Source organism: Variovorax sp. LjRoot130, from assembly GCF_964253755.1.
Classification (GTDB): domain Bacteria; phylum Pseudomonadota; class Gammaproteobacteria; order Burkholderiales; family Burkholderiaceae_C; genus Variovorax.
Map to the genome: position 1 here is coordinate 2,836,505 of NZ_CAXURM020000001.1, position 15,027 is coordinate 2,851,531.

General features: G+C 66.1%; 15 protein-coding genes and 1 pseudogene. 7 read left to right on the forward strand and 9 right to left on the reverse strand.

The features are described from left to right. The 6 genes from rpe (at window position 1) to fba (ending at window position 6,551) form a co-directional block, all read left to right on the forward strand. Window positions 1-711, forward strand: coding sequence for a ribulose-phosphate 3-epimerase (rpe, locus tag ACSQ86_RS14215; protein WP_436290357.1), 711 nt, complete (start codon window positions 1-3; stop codon window positions 709-711). Beyond that, entirely contained in the window at window positions 708-1,418 is a 711-nt protein-coding gene (locus ACSQ86_RS14220; protein ID WP_093110158.1) for an HAD family hydrolase, read from the forward strand. The genes rpe and ACSQ86_RS14220 overlap by 4 nt, the downstream gene beginning before the upstream one ends. Before the next feature lie 15 nt (window positions 1,419-1,433). Continuing rightward, window positions 1,434-2,507, forward strand: coding sequence for a class 1 fructose-bisphosphatase (locus tag ACSQ86_RS14225; RefSeq protein WP_436304073.1), 1,074 nt, complete (start codon window positions 1,434-1,436; stop codon window positions 2,505-2,507). Window positions 2,508-2,540: 33 nt separating this feature from the next. Beyond that, complete coding sequence (locus ACSQ86_RS14230) at window positions 2,541-3,419, forward strand: phosphoribulokinase (RefSeq protein WP_093110120.1); 879 nt, start codon at window positions 2,541-2,543, stop codon at window positions 3,417-3,419. A gap of 10 nt (window positions 3,420-3,429) precedes the next feature. Then, window positions 3,430-5,466 carry a transketolase gene (tkt, locus tag ACSQ86_RS14235; protein ID WP_436304074.1) on the forward strand — a complete coding sequence of 679 codons (2,037 nt, stop codon included), beginning with the start codon at window positions 3,430-3,432 and terminating at the stop codon, window positions 5,464-5,466. 62 nt (window positions 5,467-5,528) lie between these two features. Beyond that, window positions 5,529-6,551, forward strand: coding sequence for a class II fructose-bisphosphate aldolase (gene fba / locus ACSQ86_RS14240; protein WP_436308988.1), 1,023 nt, complete (start codon window positions 5,529-5,531; stop codon window positions 6,549-6,551). Between the two features lie 3 nt (window positions 6,552-6,554). On the opposite strand, the gene ACSQ86_RS14245 is transcribed toward fba, so the two are convergent. The 3 genes from ACSQ86_RS14245 to ACSQ86_RS14255 all read right to left on the reverse strand — a co-directional run bounded on the left by ACSQ86_RS14245 (window position 6,555) and on the right by ACSQ86_RS14255 (window position 9,517). Then, complete coding sequence (locus tag ACSQ86_RS14245) at window positions 6,555-6,821, reverse strand: hypothetical protein (RefSeq protein WP_093110117.1); 267 nt, start codon at window positions 6,819-6,821, stop codon at window positions 6,555-6,557. A 1,002-nt stretch (window positions 6,822-7,823) separates the two neighbouring features. Beyond that, on the reverse strand, window positions 7,824-8,783 hold the full coding sequence (locus tag ACSQ86_RS14250; RefSeq protein WP_436308989.1) for a nucleotidyl transferase AbiEii/AbiGii toxin family protein: 960 nt from the start codon (window positions 8,781-8,783) through the stop codon (window positions 7,824-7,826). After that, the gene (locus ACSQ86_RS14255) at window positions 8,780-9,517 is read right to left on the reverse strand and encodes a type IV toxin-antitoxin system AbiEi family antitoxin domain-containing protein (protein ID WP_436304076.1); all 738 of its coding nucleotides are present in this window, start codon (window positions 9,515-9,517) and stop codon (window positions 8,780-8,782) included. Before ACSQ86_RS14255 ends, ACSQ86_RS14250 begins: the two co-directional genes overlap by 4 nt. Before the next feature lie 137 nt (window positions 9,518-9,654). Between ACSQ86_RS14255 and ACSQ86_RS14260 the strand changes: the two are divergent. Next, a pseudogene (locus ACSQ86_RS14260) lies at window positions 9,655-9,912 on the forward strand (IS21 family transposase); the annotation flags it as partial. A 478-nt stretch (window positions 9,913-10,390) separates the two neighbouring features. Here the strand turns inward: ACSQ86_RS14260 and ACSQ86_RS14265 are convergent. The 6 genes from ACSQ86_RS14265 to mltG all read right to left on the reverse strand — a co-directional run bounded on the left by ACSQ86_RS14265 (window position 10,391) and on the right by mltG (window position 14,945). Continuing rightward, window positions 10,391-11,053: an ankyrin repeat domain-containing protein gene (locus ACSQ86_RS14265; protein WP_436304077.1), complete on the reverse strand. Its 663-nt coding sequence runs from the start codon at window positions 11,051-11,053 to the stop codon at window positions 10,391-10,393. Further along, entirely contained in the window at window positions 11,050-11,856 is an 807-nt protein-coding gene (locus ACSQ86_RS14270) for a TatD family hydrolase (protein ID WP_436304078.1), read from the reverse strand. The genes ACSQ86_RS14265 and ACSQ86_RS14270 overlap by 4 nt, the downstream gene beginning before the upstream one ends. A 65-nt stretch (window positions 11,857-11,921) precedes the next feature. After that, a complete protein-coding gene (locus ACSQ86_RS14275) occupies window positions 11,922-12,296 on the reverse strand; it encodes a PilZ domain-containing protein (protein WP_093110111.1) in 375 nt (124 codons plus the stop codon). Then, complete coding sequence (locus ACSQ86_RS14280; RefSeq protein WP_436308990.1) at window positions 12,293-13,315, reverse strand: DNA polymerase III subunit delta'; 1,023 nt, start codon at window positions 13,313-13,315, stop codon at window positions 12,293-12,295. Before ACSQ86_RS14280 ends, ACSQ86_RS14275 begins: the two co-directional genes overlap by 4 nt. Then, on the reverse strand, window positions 13,312-13,950 hold the full coding sequence (tmk, locus tag ACSQ86_RS14285; RefSeq protein WP_436290354.1) for a dTMP kinase: 639 nt from the start codon (window positions 13,948-13,950) through the stop codon (window positions 13,312-13,314). The genes ACSQ86_RS14280 and tmk overlap by 4 nt, the downstream gene beginning before the upstream one ends. Further along, on the reverse strand, window positions 13,947-14,945 hold the full coding sequence (gene mltG, locus ACSQ86_RS14290; protein ID WP_093110108.1) for an endolytic transglycosylase MltG: 999 nt from the start codon (window positions 14,943-14,945) through the stop codon (window positions 13,947-13,949). Before mltG ends, tmk begins: the two co-directional genes overlap by 4 nt. Between the last annotated feature and the right edge of the window lie 82 nt (window positions 14,946-15,027).

Here is a 15,027-nt window from a genome sequence, read left to right on the forward strand (position 1 = left end):
ATGCAGCAGAAAGAAATCTCCGCGCGGCCCGGGTCCGCCTCGACCATGCGGATCGCGCCCAGCCTGTTGTCGGCGGACTTCGCGCGCCTGGGCGAGGAGGTGAGGGCGGTCATCGAAGCCGGCGCCGATCTGATCCATTTCGACGTGATGGACAACCACTACGTCCCCAATCTGACCGCCGGTCCGCTGGTGTGCCAGGCCATCAAGGCTTACGCCACGGTGCCCATCGATGTGCACCTGATGGTCAAGCCGGTCGACGCGCTGATCCCGATGTTCGTCGAGGCCGGCGCCTCGATCATTTCGTTCCACCCCGAGGCCAGCGAGCACGTGGACCGGACCATCCGTCTGATCAAGGCCAGCGGCTGCAAGGCCGGCCTGGTGCTCAACCCGGCGACGCCGCTGCAGGTGCTCGACCATGTGCTGGACCAACTCGACCTGGTGTTGCTGATGTCGGTCAATCCCGGCTTCGGCGGGCAGAGCTTCATCGAGAGCGTGCTGCCGAAGATCGAGGCAGCGCGCCGCCGCATCGATGCGAGCGGGCGCGACATCTGGCTCGAGGTCGATGGCGGCGTGAAAGCCGACAACGCGCAGCGCATCGGCGCCGCGGGCGCCGACACGCTCGTGGCCGGCTCGGCGGTGTTTGCCGGCGGCCGCTATCGCGAGGCCATCGACGCCATCCGCACTCGGGCGCTGGCGGGGTGCGCGGCATGAAGGATCTGCGCGCCATCGACGCCATCGCCTTCGACCTCGACGGCACGCTGGTCGACAGCGCGCCGGACATCCGGCATGCCTTGAATGCCGCGCTCGAAGAGGCGGACCTGGAGGGCTTCGAGCTGGACACCGTGCGCGCATGGATCGGCGACGGGCCCGACGCGCTGATCGCGCACGCCTTGTGCTGGCACGGCATCGACGCCGACGAAGCGCTGCAGGCCCGGCTGCGCAAGGCCTTCGATGCGCACACGCTGGCGGCGCCTCTGCGATCGGGCAGCGTCTTCCACGGCATCGCCGAGCTGGTCGCCGGCCTGGCCCGGACGCTGCCGATGGTGGTGGTCACCAACAAGCCGACGCGGTTGGCACGCGCCGTGCTGGATGCGGCCGGACTGCTGCCTTTTCTGACCGGGGTCTATGGCGCCGATGCGCAAGCCCAGCGCAAGCCTGCGCCGTACCTGCTGCTGGCCGCGGCGCATCGGCTGGGGGTGGCGCCTGCGCGCCTGCTGATGGTCGGCGACGGGCCGCCCGACCTGCTCGCCGCGAAGGCCGCCGGATGTCCGGCCGCCCTGGTCGCATGGGGCTACGGCGGGCGCGCGGTCGGGACCGCATCGGTGCCGGCGTGGCGCCTGGCGACGCCGCAGCAACTGCTGCTGAACGCACTCGCGTCGCGCGCCATGCGCAGCGAAGAAGAAACGACGAATGACTAGAACCAGGAGATCGACATGCCAATCGCAGGCAAGGCCACGCTGACCCAGTACATCATCGAGGAACGCCGCCGCCATCCAGGCGCCACGGGGGCGCTCAATGCCGTCATCACGGACGTTTCGCTCGCCTGCAAGGCGATATCGCGAAAGGTGGCGCTGGGCGCCCTGGGCGACATGCTCGGCAGCGCCAGCAGCCACAACGTGCAGGGCGAGGAACAGAAGACGCTCGACGTGCTGAGCAACGACATGTTCCTGCGCGCCAACGAGTGGGGCGGCCACGTGGCGGGCATGGTGTCCGAGGAGATGGAGGCGCCCTACGTGCCGCCGCAGCAGGATCCGCGCGGCAAGTACCTGCTGCTGTTCGACCCGCTGGACGGCTCATCCAACATCGACGTCAACGTGGCGGTGGGCAGCATCTTCTCGATCCTGCGCGCGCCGACGCCCGAGCGCGACGCCAGGCCGGAGGACTTTCTGCAGCCCGGCACGCAGCAGGTCGGCGCCGGCTATGCGATCTACGGCCCTTCGACGATGCTGGTGCTGACGCTGGGCAACGGCACGCATGCCTTCACGCTCGATCCGCAATTGGGCGAATGGGTGCTGAGCCATCCGAACCTGCGCATTCCTGCGCGGACCAGCGAGTTTGCGATCAACGCGTCGAACAGCCGTTTCTGGGAGCCGGCGGTGAAGCGCTATGTCGACGAATGCCTGGCCGGCCGGGAAGGCCCGCGCGGCATCGACTTCAACATGCGCTGGATCGCCTCTCTGGTGGCCGAGACGCACCGCATCCTGATGCGCGGCGGCGTGTTCATGTACCCGCGCGACAGCAAGGAGGCGGGCCGGGCGGGGCGCTTGCGCCTGCTCTACGAGGCCAATCCGATCTCCTTCCTGATCGAGCAGGCTGGCGGCATGGCCAGCACCGGCCGCCGGCGCCTGATGACGGTCGAGCCCGAGGCGATCCACCAGCGCATCGGCCTGGTCTTCGGCTCGTCCGAAGAGGTCGCGCGCGTGGAGGCGTACCACGCCGAGGAGCCGCAGGACACCTACCAGGCGCCGCTGTTCGGCAAGCGTGGCTTGTTCGCGACCGCGGCCTGAACCAGGCACGAATTCTTCATTCCCGAGGCCACCATGTCAGCCAAATATCCGATCGTTGCCATCACCGGCTCCTCCGGCGCCGGCACCACTTCCGTCACCCGAACCTTCGAGAACATCTTCCGCCGCGAGAGCGTCAAGGCAGCGATCGTCGAGGGCGACAGCTTTCACCGCTACGACCGCAACGCCATGAAAGCGGCAATGACCGAGGAGGAGGCCGCCGGCAACCGGAACTTCAGCCATTTCGGCGAGGATGCCAACCTGTTCGCCGAGCTCGAAGCGCTGTTTCGCGACTACGGCGAAGCGGGCGTCGGCCGCAGCCGGAAGTATCTGCATGACGAGCACGAGGCGGCGCCCTACGAGCAGGAGCCCGGTACCTTCACGCCGTGGGAAACGCTGCCGGCGAGCGAACTGCTGTTCTACGAAGGCCTGCATGGCGGCGTGACGACGGCCAAGGTCGACATCGCGCGCCATGTCGACCTGCTGATCGGCGTGGTGCCGGTGATCAACCTCGAGTGGATCCAGAAGCTGCACCGCGACAAGAGCACCCGCGGCTACTCCACCGAGGCCGTGACCGACGTGATCCTGCGCCGCATGCACGAGTATGTGCACTACATCTGCCCGCAGTTCACGCGCACCCACATCAATTTCCAGCGGGTGCCGGTGGTCGACACCTCCGATCCGTTCATCGCGCGCACCATCCCGAGCCCGGACGAAAGCCTGGTGGTGATCCGCTTCGCCAACCCGACGGGCTTCGACTTTCCCTATCTGCTGAGCATGCTGCACGACTCCTTCATGTCGCGCGCCAACACGCTGGTGGTGCCGGGCGGAAAGATGGAGCTGGCCATGCAGCTGATCTTCACGCCGATGATCCTGCGCCTCATGGAGCGCCGCAAGAAAGCGTATGCCATCTAGGAACTTCGTCATGACAACTGAAATTCTTGCCTTGCGCACGCAGTGCGCCAACGCCATCCGGGCGCTGGCCATGGACGCGGTGCAGGCCGCCAACTCGGGCCATCCAGGCATGCCGATGGGCATGGCCGACATCGCCGAGGCCTTGTGGCGGCATCGCCTGCGGCACGACCCGGCCCACCCGCGGTGGATCGACCGCGATCGCTTCGTCGTCTCCAACGGGCACGGCTCGATGCTGCTGTATGCGCTCCTGCACCTGAGCGGCTACGCGCTGCCGATGGAGGAACTCCGGCGCTTTCGCCAACTGCATTCGCGCACGCCCGGGCATCCCGAGGTCGGCGTCACGCCCGGGGTCGAGACCACCACGGGGCCATTGGGGCAGGGCATCGGCAATGCGGTCGGCATGGCGCTGGCGGAGAAGTTGCTGGCCGAGGAGTTCAACCGTCCCGGCCATGCGGTGATCGACCATCGCACCTATGTGTTCCTCGGCGACGGCTGCCTGATGGAAGGCATCAGCCACGAGGCCTGTTCGCTGGCGGGCACCTGGCGCTTGAACAAGCTCGTGGCCTTCTACGACGACAACGGCATTTCCATCGACGGTGAGGTCTGCGGCTGGTTCAGCGACGACACGCCGGGCCGCTTCGAAGCCTACGGCTGGACCGTGCTGCGCGATGTCGACGGCCATGACGCGGCGGCCCTCGACGCGGCCATCGCCAAGGCCGCGGCCGCGGACCGGCCGGTGCTGGTGTGCTGCAAGACGCGCATCGGCCAGGGCTCGCCGAATCGAGCCGGTAGCGCGAAGGCGCACGGCGAGGCACTGGGGGAAGCCGAGATCGCCCTCACGCGGCAGGCGCTGGGCTGGAGTGCGCCGCCCTTCGAGCTGCCGCCGGATGTTGCAGAGGCGTGGTCGGCGCGCGAGTCGGGCGCCGCGCTGCACGCGGCGTGGCAGGCGCGCTTCGCCGCCTATGCGCAGGAATATCCGGCGCTCGCGCGCGAGCTGCTGCGTCGCCATCGCGCCGACGCACCGCTCACTGCGCAGGTCGAGGCAGCGCTGGCCTCGGCGGCAGCGGCTGCGCAGCAGCGGCAGGCGGCCGTCGCCACCCGCAAGGCCTCGCAGCAGGTGCTCGACGAGCTCGGGCCGGCGATGCCGGAACTGATCGGCGGTTCGGCCGACCTCACCGGCTCGAACCTGACCGACTGGAAAGGGCACCGCGCGCTCAAGGGTGCGGGCACGGGCAATCACGTGCACTACGGCGTGCGCGAGTTCGGCATGGCGGCGATCATGAACGGGCTGGCGCTGCACGGCGGCCTGCGGCCCTTCGGCGGTACCTTCCTGACCTTCTCCGACTACGCGCGCAACGGCGTGCGCATGTCGGCGCTGATGAAGCTGCCGGTCATCTACGTCTTCACGCACGACTCGATCGGGCTCGGCGAGGATGGCCCGACGCACCAGCCGGTCGAGCATGCCTCGAGCTTGCGCCTGATCCCGAATGTGGATGTCTGGCGTCCTGCCGACGCCACCGAAACGGCCGTGGCCTGGCGGCAGGCATTGCGCCGCATGGACGGGCCGAGCTGTCTGCTGCTGACGCGTCAGGCCTTGCCGCATGCCGGCGGCGGCGAGCGCGTCGAATCCATCGCGCGGGGCGCTTACATCCTGTGGCGTCCGGAAGCGGAGCGCGTGGCCCTGCTGGCGAGCGGCTCGGAGGTCGCGGTCGCACTGGCGGCCGCGGCCTTGCTGGACAAGGAGGGCATTGCGGCCCGTGTGGTTTCGGTGCCGTGCATGGATGTGTTCGAGCGCCAGCATGCGGACTGGCGCCACGCGGTGATTCCGCGCCACCTGCCGCGGCTCGCAGTGGAGGCCGGCAGCACCGGCCTGTGGTGGAAGTTCGTCGGCGAGCACGGCGACGTGGTCGGGCTCGACCGCTTCGGCGAGTCGGCACCGGCCGGCGAGCTTTTCAGGCTGTTCGGAATTACTGCCGAGGCGGTGGCCGAGCGTGCCCGGCGCCTGCTGGCGAGCGTCTCGCATGCCGGCGTGAGGGAGACCGCATGAGGCGCTACACCCCGCGCTGACGCTTCGTTCCCATTCCCATCCCACTTCCACAGGAGCCTGCCATGGCCATGATTTCACTGCGCCGACTGCTGGACCACGCTGCTGAGCATCAGTACGGCGTTCCGGCCTTCAATGTCAACAACCTGGAGCAGATCCAGGCCATCATGCAGGCGGCCAGGAAGACCGACAGCCCGGTCATCCTGCAAGCCTCGGCCGGCGCCCGCAAGTACGCCGGCGAGCCCTTTCTGCGCAAGATGGTCGAGGCCGCCGTGGAGATGTACCCTGAGATTCCCGTCGTGATGCACCAGGACCACGGCGCCAGTCCGTCGATGTGCATGCAGGCCATCCGCTCGGGCTTCACCAGCGTCATGATGGATGGTTCGCTGATGGAAGACGCCAAGACCCCGGCCAGCTACGACTACAACGTCGGCGTGACGCGCAGGGTGGTGGAAATGGCGCATGCGGTCGGCGTCTCGGTCGAGGGCGAACTGGGTTGCCTCGGATCGCTGGAGTCCGGCATGGCCGGCGAGGAAGACGGCAGCGGCGCCGACGGCGTGCTCTCGCACGACCAGCTGCTGACCGACCCGCAGCAGGCGGCGGACTTCGTGGCCAGGACCGGCGTCGATGCCCTCGCGATCGCCATCGGCACCTCGCACGGCGCCTACAAGTTCAGCCGCAAGCCGACCGGCGACATCCTGGCGATCGACCGCATCAAGGACATCCATGCGCGCATTCCGCAGACGCACCTGGTGATGCACGGCTCCTCGTCGGTGCCGCAGGAATGGCTGGCGGTCATTCGCGAATTCGGCGGCGAGATCAAGGAGACCTATGGCGTGCCGGTCGAGGAGATCCAGGAGGGCATCCGCCACGGCGTGCGCAAGATCAACATCGACACCGACATCCGGCTGGCCATGACCGGCGCCATGCGCCGTGCCATGGGGCGCGATCGCAGCGAGTTCGATCCGCGGAAATTCCTGAAGGACGCCACCGCCGCCGCACGCAATCTCTGCGTCGATCGCTTCCAGGCCTTCGGCAGCGCCGGTATGGCGGGCAGAATCAAACCAGCGGCACTGGCGGAGCGCTGAGGCTCAATGCGCCGCTTGGACGCAGGGCGGGGCGACGTCGATCCCGATGAGTGCTCGTGCGAACATGTAGTTGTTGCGCGCCCGCTCGCTCATGGAATCCATGTCGACGTGACCTGCCGCATCGCAGGGGAAGGCCCAGCCCCGGCCTTCCCGAAACAGGGATCGAAAACGCAATTCGTAGCGCGGGCCTGTGGTCTGGTCGGAATGTCTCGCTTCGCTGCTCTCGCCCGCGTGCGCTTGCGCCGCCGATACACGATCGATGTATGCCATGTTTTCCAGTCTCCCTGTAGAGGTCTCAGGTGAATCCGATCACAACGTACGACACCGGCCTGGGTGACCGGCGTAGTACTTCGGTAATCAAAATTCATGCCAGCCGTTCGCCGGCTCGCCGGAGCCGGTCCTGCGCCGCCGTCATGACACTGTGTGCCACGCGCTCGCCGAGTTTTCGAACAATGTGCGAATCGCAAAAAGCTGGAGGCCGTCGAAAGGCCCGGTGGCCCTGGAGCTACGAATGCTTGTTTTGGAGGCACGGGTGCGAAGCGCTCGTCGTACAACGCCAAACCGGGTTGCAGACGGCGTTTCCCACAGAGTTGCCCACATGTTCGGTGGACAACTTTCGCAGTGAAATTCGCGTCCCCTGGGATAGATGAAGAACTCACTTAGCCACAAGTCGGCTTTGCAAATTTCTCACAAAAATAGTTGGCCCCCTGCCAAGTCATCGGAAGACAGGCGGCGCGCGGCGCGCATTCGCGTCACGCGCTGAACTCTGTCGCAGCTCGACGGCGCTGAGCGCGGGGCTATGAGCTCATCGAGCGATGCGCCGCGTGGGTGTGCATGATCCTCGCCCAGGTGGGCCACTTTTCCTTCGGCAGTGGGTCAGTTTCAGATCGGCGTTAACACGGTCGCTGAGCTCACAACTCGGCGACGGCAAGCGCGAAGTTCACCACGTTCTTGGTCTACGCTGGCTGGCGGGAACTGATGGAATCGGATGCGGACAGTCGCCCACTTGAAAGACCCCGCTCCACGTGGTCTCGAGTGGCTGGCCCGTCAGGCCATCGACGACTTGCTAGCGTTCGTTGGCTGAAGCCAACTCGTTCCGTCAGTCCCAAGCAGCGCCTGATCGACCTCTGGAGGCAGGTCAAAGATGAGTGGCGAACGCGCACTGGACTTGGCGATCGCATAGCGTGAGAAGCAGCTTGATCAGACGAGACAGTGGCTGCAGTCGGTCGGCGAAGTGCGCCCGCGACAGCGCCAACAACACGTTGCGAAGCGCTAGCCCATAGGGGCCGCCGGGGGGCTCGCGTCACCCGGCGCGAGCGCCGTGATCTTCGAGGCCAGTTCCTGCGATTGTTCCTTGAACTTTCCCGGGTTGGCCTTCCTCAGCTTCATCAGGTTCTGCAGCTTCCATTGAATCGCGGGCAACGCGCTGAGATGGTCCAGCCCCATCCGGTCCCAATCGGGCTCTCCGTCTGCGAGGGAGATGAGGAAAGCTCGTTCGTCCACGTCCAGGTCTTCGTGCAATCTGGAAATCATCTGTTCCCGTGCGGCGAGCAGTGCACCCAGCTCAACCGGCTCCGTGGTCATGCCCTTGAAGTTGGCCTCGAACTCGTATGTCATATCGTGCAGCGGAGGAAACAACACCTCGTGTATCGGCCTGTTGTGACTTGCCAGGTACACCACGAACGCCCGTCGAATTCCATCGGTGATGCCGCCGTTTGCCAACAGGTGCATCACGTCGAACAGATCCCGCGGATGCTGGCGATCCATCGCAGCGACAAGCTTCCCGCCATAGACATCATCCTCCGACACCACGGGTATCTCCAAGTCGGCCTGGAGGACCTCCTGTGCCTTGGGCGTAAGCCCCGCCATCGCCACGGGCCTGACGGTGCCGCGCATCACATAGTTCACCTCAACCTTGACCTCGATGCCGTCCCGCTTCACCAGGAGCTTTGTCTCGCCCGCTTCCGGCGCTCCGGAGAGATGCGACTGGAATCCCTTCGACTTGAGCTGGTCGGCTGCTCGTCCGAGCGACGCTTTGATCTGCTCGAGCGCCGCGGCGCGAGACAAGGTGTGGTCGGGCAAGACCAGGTCGAGATCGACGGACAGGCGGGGCATTTCGCGAACGAACAGATTGATGGCCGTGCCGCCCTTGAGAGCGAACGTGTCGTCGGTAAAGACGAAGGGGGCGACCTGGGTCAGCAGGCGCGCGGTCTTGAGGTAGATGTCGTTCATTTCTTGAGGACCAGCAGTCCTTCGTTGGTTTGAGAGACCCAGCGTCGAGCGCCACCGGCCGGCAGGCGTGCCGGATCCAGCTTCTTCGCCCAGGGCAGGGATAGGTCACGCCCGAGTTGTAGGCACAGGCGGACCGTCTTGACGCTCGTGCACTCCTGGAGCAGCTCGCCAAGAACAGATGCGCGAAGGCTGTAGGTGCTTTCGGCAAGCTCGCGCGCTTCGGACAGCGGCTGCCGCACGCCCACTTCGCTCAACAGCTCCAGGAACGCGCGCTCAGGGGCGGAGACATTCGGCCCGTGCGCACGGCCTTCGAAGGGGCCAACATGCTTCATGCCGAATGCGTCGCTGCTGAAGAGCTGCTTGCGGTGGTATTCAGCCGGGAAGGGGGCCGTGAACCATTCCGGCAGCTTGGCCGACTTCAGGCCGTACAGGTGTAGTTTGGGCTCCTGAGAGACATAGTGACGCACGCCATGCCAATCCAACGCAGTCTTGCCGCCAACGTGGAGGCCAGGTATCTGTCGCTGGAGCAGCCAAAGACTGGGGTCTCGCTGCAGCGAGGCATCGGGGCGGGCGTACACACCGCGTGCGAGTCGCTTGAGCCATCCCGCGCGAACGTAGTGGACTGCTAGGTCGGCGGAGATGCCTTCGAGGGCGAGGTCGTCACTGGTGACGGGCGTGCCGCTGGGAACCTGCGCCAGCAGGTTGTTTAGTTTTGACCGAGTTATCGTAGTCATGCTACGATTATTCCGATATTCCTAAGCATGTGCAATGTTTTGTTTTGCGAGAGTTGTCGTAGCCAGACTACGATAAGTCGTTCAATTTCAAACACGCTAGTGCCCCGGCGGCCACCCAAAGTGCCCCACTTATGGCCACCCAAACTGCTCCATCCTGGCCACCGACTTCCGGGCCAGTGTCGCTGCCGCTGGCCACCTCCAAGTGCGAACCCCATCGCGCCTTCATCGACGCCCAGTTGCGCCTGGGCCGCAACGCCACCGCCATCTACCAGGACCTGGTCGACTTGCACGGCTTTGACGGCGCCTACAACTCGGTCAAGCGCTTCTGCGCCCAGCTTCGCCACAAGGAGCCCGAGCAGTTCGATCGTCTGAGCTTTGCGCCCGGCGAGGAGATCCACCAGGAAAGTGAACGCACCCGCTTGACTTGTGAGGCGCTGGCTGACGTAGCGGCGGGCCGGGTTGTAAACCATGAGGCAGTGCTCGCTTGGGCGGAAAGCTTAGGCACCGATTCGCCTCTACCCATACCGAGACCACGCGAGTAGCCATCGAATGACCCGTGCGCGTGCAGTCACCGGGCTGCGGACCATGAGCGCGCGGCCGGAGTGCGTTGCTCAGTTCCGGCTATTCGCGGATGGGATCGCGCCGTGGCTGGTTCGGTCGAACGCCAGTGCAGACAAGCGCTTGCAACTCGAACCTATGGAAGTGGAAGAGCGGGGACGAAGTCGCGAACAAATTTACCGTGACTAGTACGAACAACTTTCAGCAAATGGACGGACGGCAGGGCTCCTACGCTGAGCCCCCTGTTAATTTAACATAATGCACATTGTATTGCTTTAGGCCCAGAGGCCCATGAGTCAGGCCGGCCCAAGCCCGTCACCACTTGCCGTCGCTGGGCCTCTTGGCTCGGACGGCCGTGCTCAGCAGCCGGACCGCATCCGGTCGATTGGCTCGTTGGGCGAAATCGATCGCCGTCAGGCCTTGCTCGTTCTTCATCTGGGTGTCGGCGCCTTCGTCAAGCAGCAGTTGTACGGCCGCGGTCGAGCCGTACATCGCGGCCATCATCAGCGGCGTGGTGCCGTTGGGCGACTGCGCGTCGATGAAGGCGTAGTTGTCCAGCAACTGCTTTATGACGGCCACGTGGCCGTTGGTGGCCGCGTAATGCAGCGGCGCCCAGCCCGGCTTGTTGACGTCGGCGTCGCGCGCAATCAGCTTGGCCACGAGATCCTGCTGGCCCTTGAGCGCAGCCATCATCAAAGGACTCTCGTCCTTGGCATTGCGCAGCTCGACATTGGTCTTGGGCGAATCCAGCAAGGCCTGGATCACCTTCGGCGACGGCTCCCGCAGCGCGATCAGCAAGCCGGTCTGGCCTTGCTCGTCGGGGGTATTGGGGTCGAATCCTCGGTTCAGCAGCTCATTGACGACGCTCGCGTTGTCGCTGCGCACGGCCCGGAAGAAATCCTCGAACGAGCCGGCATGAACGACAAAAGTTGCTGTAAAAACAGATAGATATAGGATCTTCTTAAAGTAGTTTTTCATGCTTTCACGGCAGCGAAAAGGGTTTCGAAGTTGTCGCTGGTGACCTGCGCGATGGTCTCCAGCGGCAACTGGCGCAGCTGCGCGATCTGTTGCGCCACGAAGGGCACATACGAGGGATTGTTGGTCTTGCCGCGGTACGGCACGGGCGCCAGATAGGGGCTGTCGGTCTCGATCAGCATGCGGTCAAGCGGCACGAAGGCCGCGACGTCGCGCAGATCCTGCGCCTTCTTGAAGGTCAGGATGCCCGAGAAGGAGATGTAGAAGCCGAGATCGAGCGCGGCGCGTGCGACCTCGGCGGTCTCGGTGAAGCAATGGAACACGCCGCCCGCGGCTTGGGGCCTGCCGTCCTCGCCCTCCTCCTTCAGGATCGCCAGCGTGTCGGCCGAGGCTTCGCGCGTATGGATCACCAGCGGCTTGCGCACCTGTTGTGCGGCACGGATGTGCACGCGGAAGCGGTCGCGTTGCCATTCCATGTCGGCGATGCTGCGCCCGCCCTTGCGTTCTTCCATCTGGTAATAGTCGAGGCCGGTCTCGCCGATGGCGATGACCTTGGGCAACGCGGAACGCTGCACCAAGTCTTCCACCGAAGGCTCTGCAATGTTCTCGTTGTCCGGATGGACGCCTACGCTGGCCCAAAAGTTGTCAAAACGCGCCGCCAGGGCCTGCACCTCGGCGAATTCTTCCAGCGTGGTGCAGATGCAGAGCGCCCGGTCGACTTGCGCGGCGGCCATCGCGGCGCGAATCTGCGGCATCTGGCCGGCGAACTCGGGGAATGTCAGGTGGCAGTGGGAGTCTGTGAACATCGCGGAGCTTCAAGAAACGGCTGTGCATCCGCACTGCCTGCGGTCCGCGTCTCGTGAACGGGGACTCAAATGGTCTGGGTTGGCCGGTCGGAGGCCATGGTGCCGCCGAGCGCTTCTTCGATGCGCGCCTTGAGCTGGCGCGACTTGTCGTCGGACGGGAAGCGGATGCCGACGCCCGGCGCCCGGTTGCCGGCGGCGCGGGCCGGGGTGATCCAGGCCACCTTGCCGGCCACCGGATAGCGCTGCGGATCTTCGGGCAGCGTGAGCAGCACGTAGACGTCGTCGCCCAGGCGGTACTCGCGCGAGGTCGGAATGAAGATGCCGCCTTCGGCGAACAGCGGGATGTACGCCGCGTAGAGCGCGCCTTTTTCCTTGATGGCCAGCTGGATGACGCTGGGCCGGGCAGGTGCGGAGGGGGTGGTGGATGCAGGTGTGTTCATGGGCGGCGGCCTGCCGAGTTTAGGGTGCTTCGCGCCTCGCTCACAAGCGCTTCGAGCATCAGGCCCGCATTGAACGGGTGTTCTGCGGTTTTTGCAGCATTCGCGAGCGATTTCGACCAGCGGGCCAACGCGACTTTCGGCGGCACGGCCGGCAGGTCCGCGACCTCGAAGAAACGCGGCGCAGCGCCGCTGCCGGTGGCCATGAGGTCGTGACACAGCTTCTGCAGCGCGCTGATGGCCTGGGCCGGCGCATGGTGGTCGGCCAGCGCGGCGACGTCGCCGCGCAGCATGGCCTTGGGCAGCAATCCCCAGGCCTTGGGCGACTGGCCCGCGGCGGCGAGCCGCAGCGCATCGCTCGGCCGGCCGCCGGCCGCGCGCAGCAGGGCGGGCGCATCGTTGGCGGGCACGCCCTGCTCCACCAGCCAGTTGCGCGCGTCCTCGTCTTCAGGCCAGGGCAAGGTGAAGCCGAGGCAGCGGCTGCGGATGGTGGGCAGCAGTTGCCAGGCGGCTTCGCTCGCCAGCACGAAGCGCACGTCGCCGACCGGCTCTTCCAAGGTCTTCAGCAAGGCATTGGCCGTGATCGTGTTCATGCGCTCGGCCGGATAGACCAGCACCGCCTTGCCGCGCCCGCGCGCGCTGGTGCGCTGGGCGAAGCCGACCGCATCGCGCATCGCCTCGACACGGATCTCGCGGCTGGGCTTGCGTTTCTTGTCGTCGATGTCGGCCTGGCTTTTTTCGTCGAGCGGCCAGCCGAGTTCCTGCATCGCCACCTCGGGCATCAGCACGCAGAGATCGGCATGGGTGCGCACGGAAATCGCGTGGCAGCTCGGGCAGTGGCCGCAGGCGCCCTCCCCCTTTGCCTCGTCGCGCTGCTCACAGAGCCAGGCGGCGGCCAGTGCCAAACCGAGCTCGTACTGGCCCAGGCCCGAAGGCCCTTGCAGCAGCCAGGCATGGCCGCGCTGGCGCAGCAGTTCGCCCAGCGGCCGCTGCAGCCAGGGCGACAGCGCGGGCGCGCTCATCGAGACCCCATCAGGCCGCGCGCGGCCAGGGCCGCCTCGATCTGCTGCCAGACCTGGTCGCGCGACTGGCCGGCATCGATGCGCACGAAGCGCGATGCCGCGGCTGCGCGCTGCGCATAGCCTGCGGCGACGCGACGGAAGAACTCGACCGGCTGCGACTCGAACTTGTCCGGCAGGCGCGCGCCGGCCAGCCGCTCGGCCGCCAGTTCGGGCGACAGGTCGAACCACAGGGTGATGTCGGGCTGCAGCAGCGCGCCATCGTCAGGCCGGCCCTGCACCCATTGTTCGAGCGCGGACAGCACCGCGGTGTCGAAGCCGTGCCCCGCCCCCTGGTAGGCGAAGGTGGCATCGGTAAATCGGTCGCACAGGACGACTTCGCCGCGCGCCAGTGCAGGCTCGATCACGCGCACGATGTGATCGCGCCGCGCCGCGAACACCAGCAGCGACTCGGTCAGCGGATCCATCGGTTGCGTGAGGATCATCGTGCGCAGCGTTTCGGCGATCGGCGTACCGCCGGGCTCGCGCGTGCGCGTGACCTGCCGGCCCCGGGCCTTGAACAACGCTTCGAGCGCATCGATGTGGCTCGATTTGCCGGCGCCATCAATGCCTTCGAGCGTCAGGAACAAACCCTTCATTGCCCGCTCCGTTGATAGCGGTTCACCGCGCGGTTGTGCTCTTCGAGCGAGCTGCTGAACTGGCTCGAGCCATCGCCCTTGGAAACGAAGTACAGCGACTTGCTTTGCGCCGGCTGGACCGCCGCCAGCAGCGCTGCCTTGCCCGGCATCGCGATCGGGGTGGGTGGCAGGCCAGGACGGGTGTAGGTGTTCCAGGGCGTATCGGTCTGCAGATCCTTCTTGCGCAGATTGCCGTCGAAGCGCGTGCCCATCCCGTAGATCACGGTCGGATCGGTCTGAAGCGGCATGCCCGCGCGCAGGCGGTTGGCGAACACCGCCGAGATCTGGGTCCGGTCCTGGGCCTTTCCTGTCTCCTTTTCGACAATGCTGGCCAGAATAAGCGCCTCATCGGCCGTCTTGAGGGGTACATCGGAGGCCCGCGCGGCCCAGGCGGCGTCGAGTTTCTTGTCCATGGCGCGCATCGCCCGCTGCAGCAGCGCGATGTCGGTGGAGCCCTTGGAATAGGTGTAGGTGTCGGGGAAGAAGCGGCCCTCCGGGTGCAGGCCCGGCTTGCCGAGCCTGGCCATCAGTTCTTCGTCCGCCAGGCCGAAGGTCTCGGGCTTCAGCTGCTCGGCCTTGGCCAGCGCGCTACGCACCTGGCGGAAGTTCCATCCCTCGACCAGCACCAGGCTGCGCGTGGCCTCTTCACCGCGCACCAGCACGTTGAGCAGCGTGCGCGGCGTGATGCCCCGCTCCAGTTCGTAGCTGCCGGCGCGGATCTGCCGGTCCTGGCCCGAGAAGCGGAACCACCAATAGAGAAGCTGCGGCGACACGTCCGTGCCCGTGTCGGCCACTGCCTGCGCGACGCCGCGCGGCGTGGTGCCCGGCTCGACCGAGAGATCGACCGTGGGCGCTGGCAGCTCGAGCGGCTGCTGCAACCACCAAAGCCCTGCCGCGCCGGCGCCCAGCACGATGAAGGCGGCGAGAAGAAAAATGGTGAGGAAGAAGCGGCGCACGGGTCCGATGGAGAAGACGGAGAGGAAGAGACGCGGGGTAGCCCTGCGGACTGAACGGGACGAGGCCGACCATGATAATTCA

Bases quoted from the DNA above. Each gene is read 5' to 3' on its own strand.
- rpe (WP_436290357.1), top strand. From the start codon at position 1: ATGCAGCAGAAAGAAATCTCCGCGCGGCCCGGGTCCGCCTCGACCATG.
- ACSQ86_RS14220 (WP_093110158.1), top strand. From the start codon at position 708: ATGAAGGATCTGCGCGCCATCGACGCCATCGCCTTCGACCTCGACGGC.
- ACSQ86_RS14225 (WP_436304073.1), top strand. From the start codon at position 1,434: ATGCCAATCGCAGGCAAGGCCACGCTGACCCAGTACATCATCGAGGAA.
- ACSQ86_RS14230 (WP_093110120.1), top strand. From the start codon at position 2,541: ATGTCAGCCAAATATCCGATCGTTGCCATCACCGGCTCCTCCGGCGCC.
- tkt (WP_436304074.1), top strand. From the start codon at position 3,430: ATGACAACTGAAATTCTTGCCTTGCGCACGCAGTGCGCCAACGCCATC.
- fba (WP_436308988.1), top strand. From the start codon at position 5,529: ATGGCCATGATTTCACTGCGCCGACTGCTGGACCACGCTGCTGAGCAT.
- ACSQ86_RS14245 (WP_093110117.1), bottom strand. From the start codon at position 6,821: ATGGCATACATCGATCGTGTATCGGCGGCGCAAGCGCACGCGGGCGAG.
- ACSQ86_RS14250 (WP_436308989.1), bottom strand. From the start codon at position 8,783: ATGAACGACATCTACCTCAAGACCGCGCGCCTGCTGACCCAGGTCGCC.
- ACSQ86_RS14255 (WP_436304076.1), bottom strand. From the start codon at position 9,517: ATGACTACGATAACTCGGTCAAAACTAAACAACCTGCTGGCGCAGGTT.
- ACSQ86_RS14265 (WP_436304077.1), bottom strand. From the start codon at position 11,053: ATGAAAAACTACTTTAAGAAGATCCTATATCTATCTGTTTTTACAGCA.
- ACSQ86_RS14270 (WP_436304078.1), bottom strand. From the start codon at position 11,856: ATGTTCACAGACTCCCACTGCCACCTGACATTCCCCGAGTTCGCCGGC.
- ACSQ86_RS14275 (WP_093110111.1), bottom strand. From the start codon at position 12,296: ATGAACACACCTGCATCCACCACCCCCTCCGCACCTGCCCGGCCCAGC.
- ACSQ86_RS14280 (WP_436308990.1), bottom strand. From the start codon at position 13,315: ATGAGCGCGCCCGCGCTGTCGCCCTGGCTGCAGCGGCCGCTGGGCGAA.
- tmk (WP_436290354.1), bottom strand. From the start codon at position 13,950: ATGAAGGGTTTGTTCCTGACGCTCGAAGGCATTGATGGCGCCGGCAAA.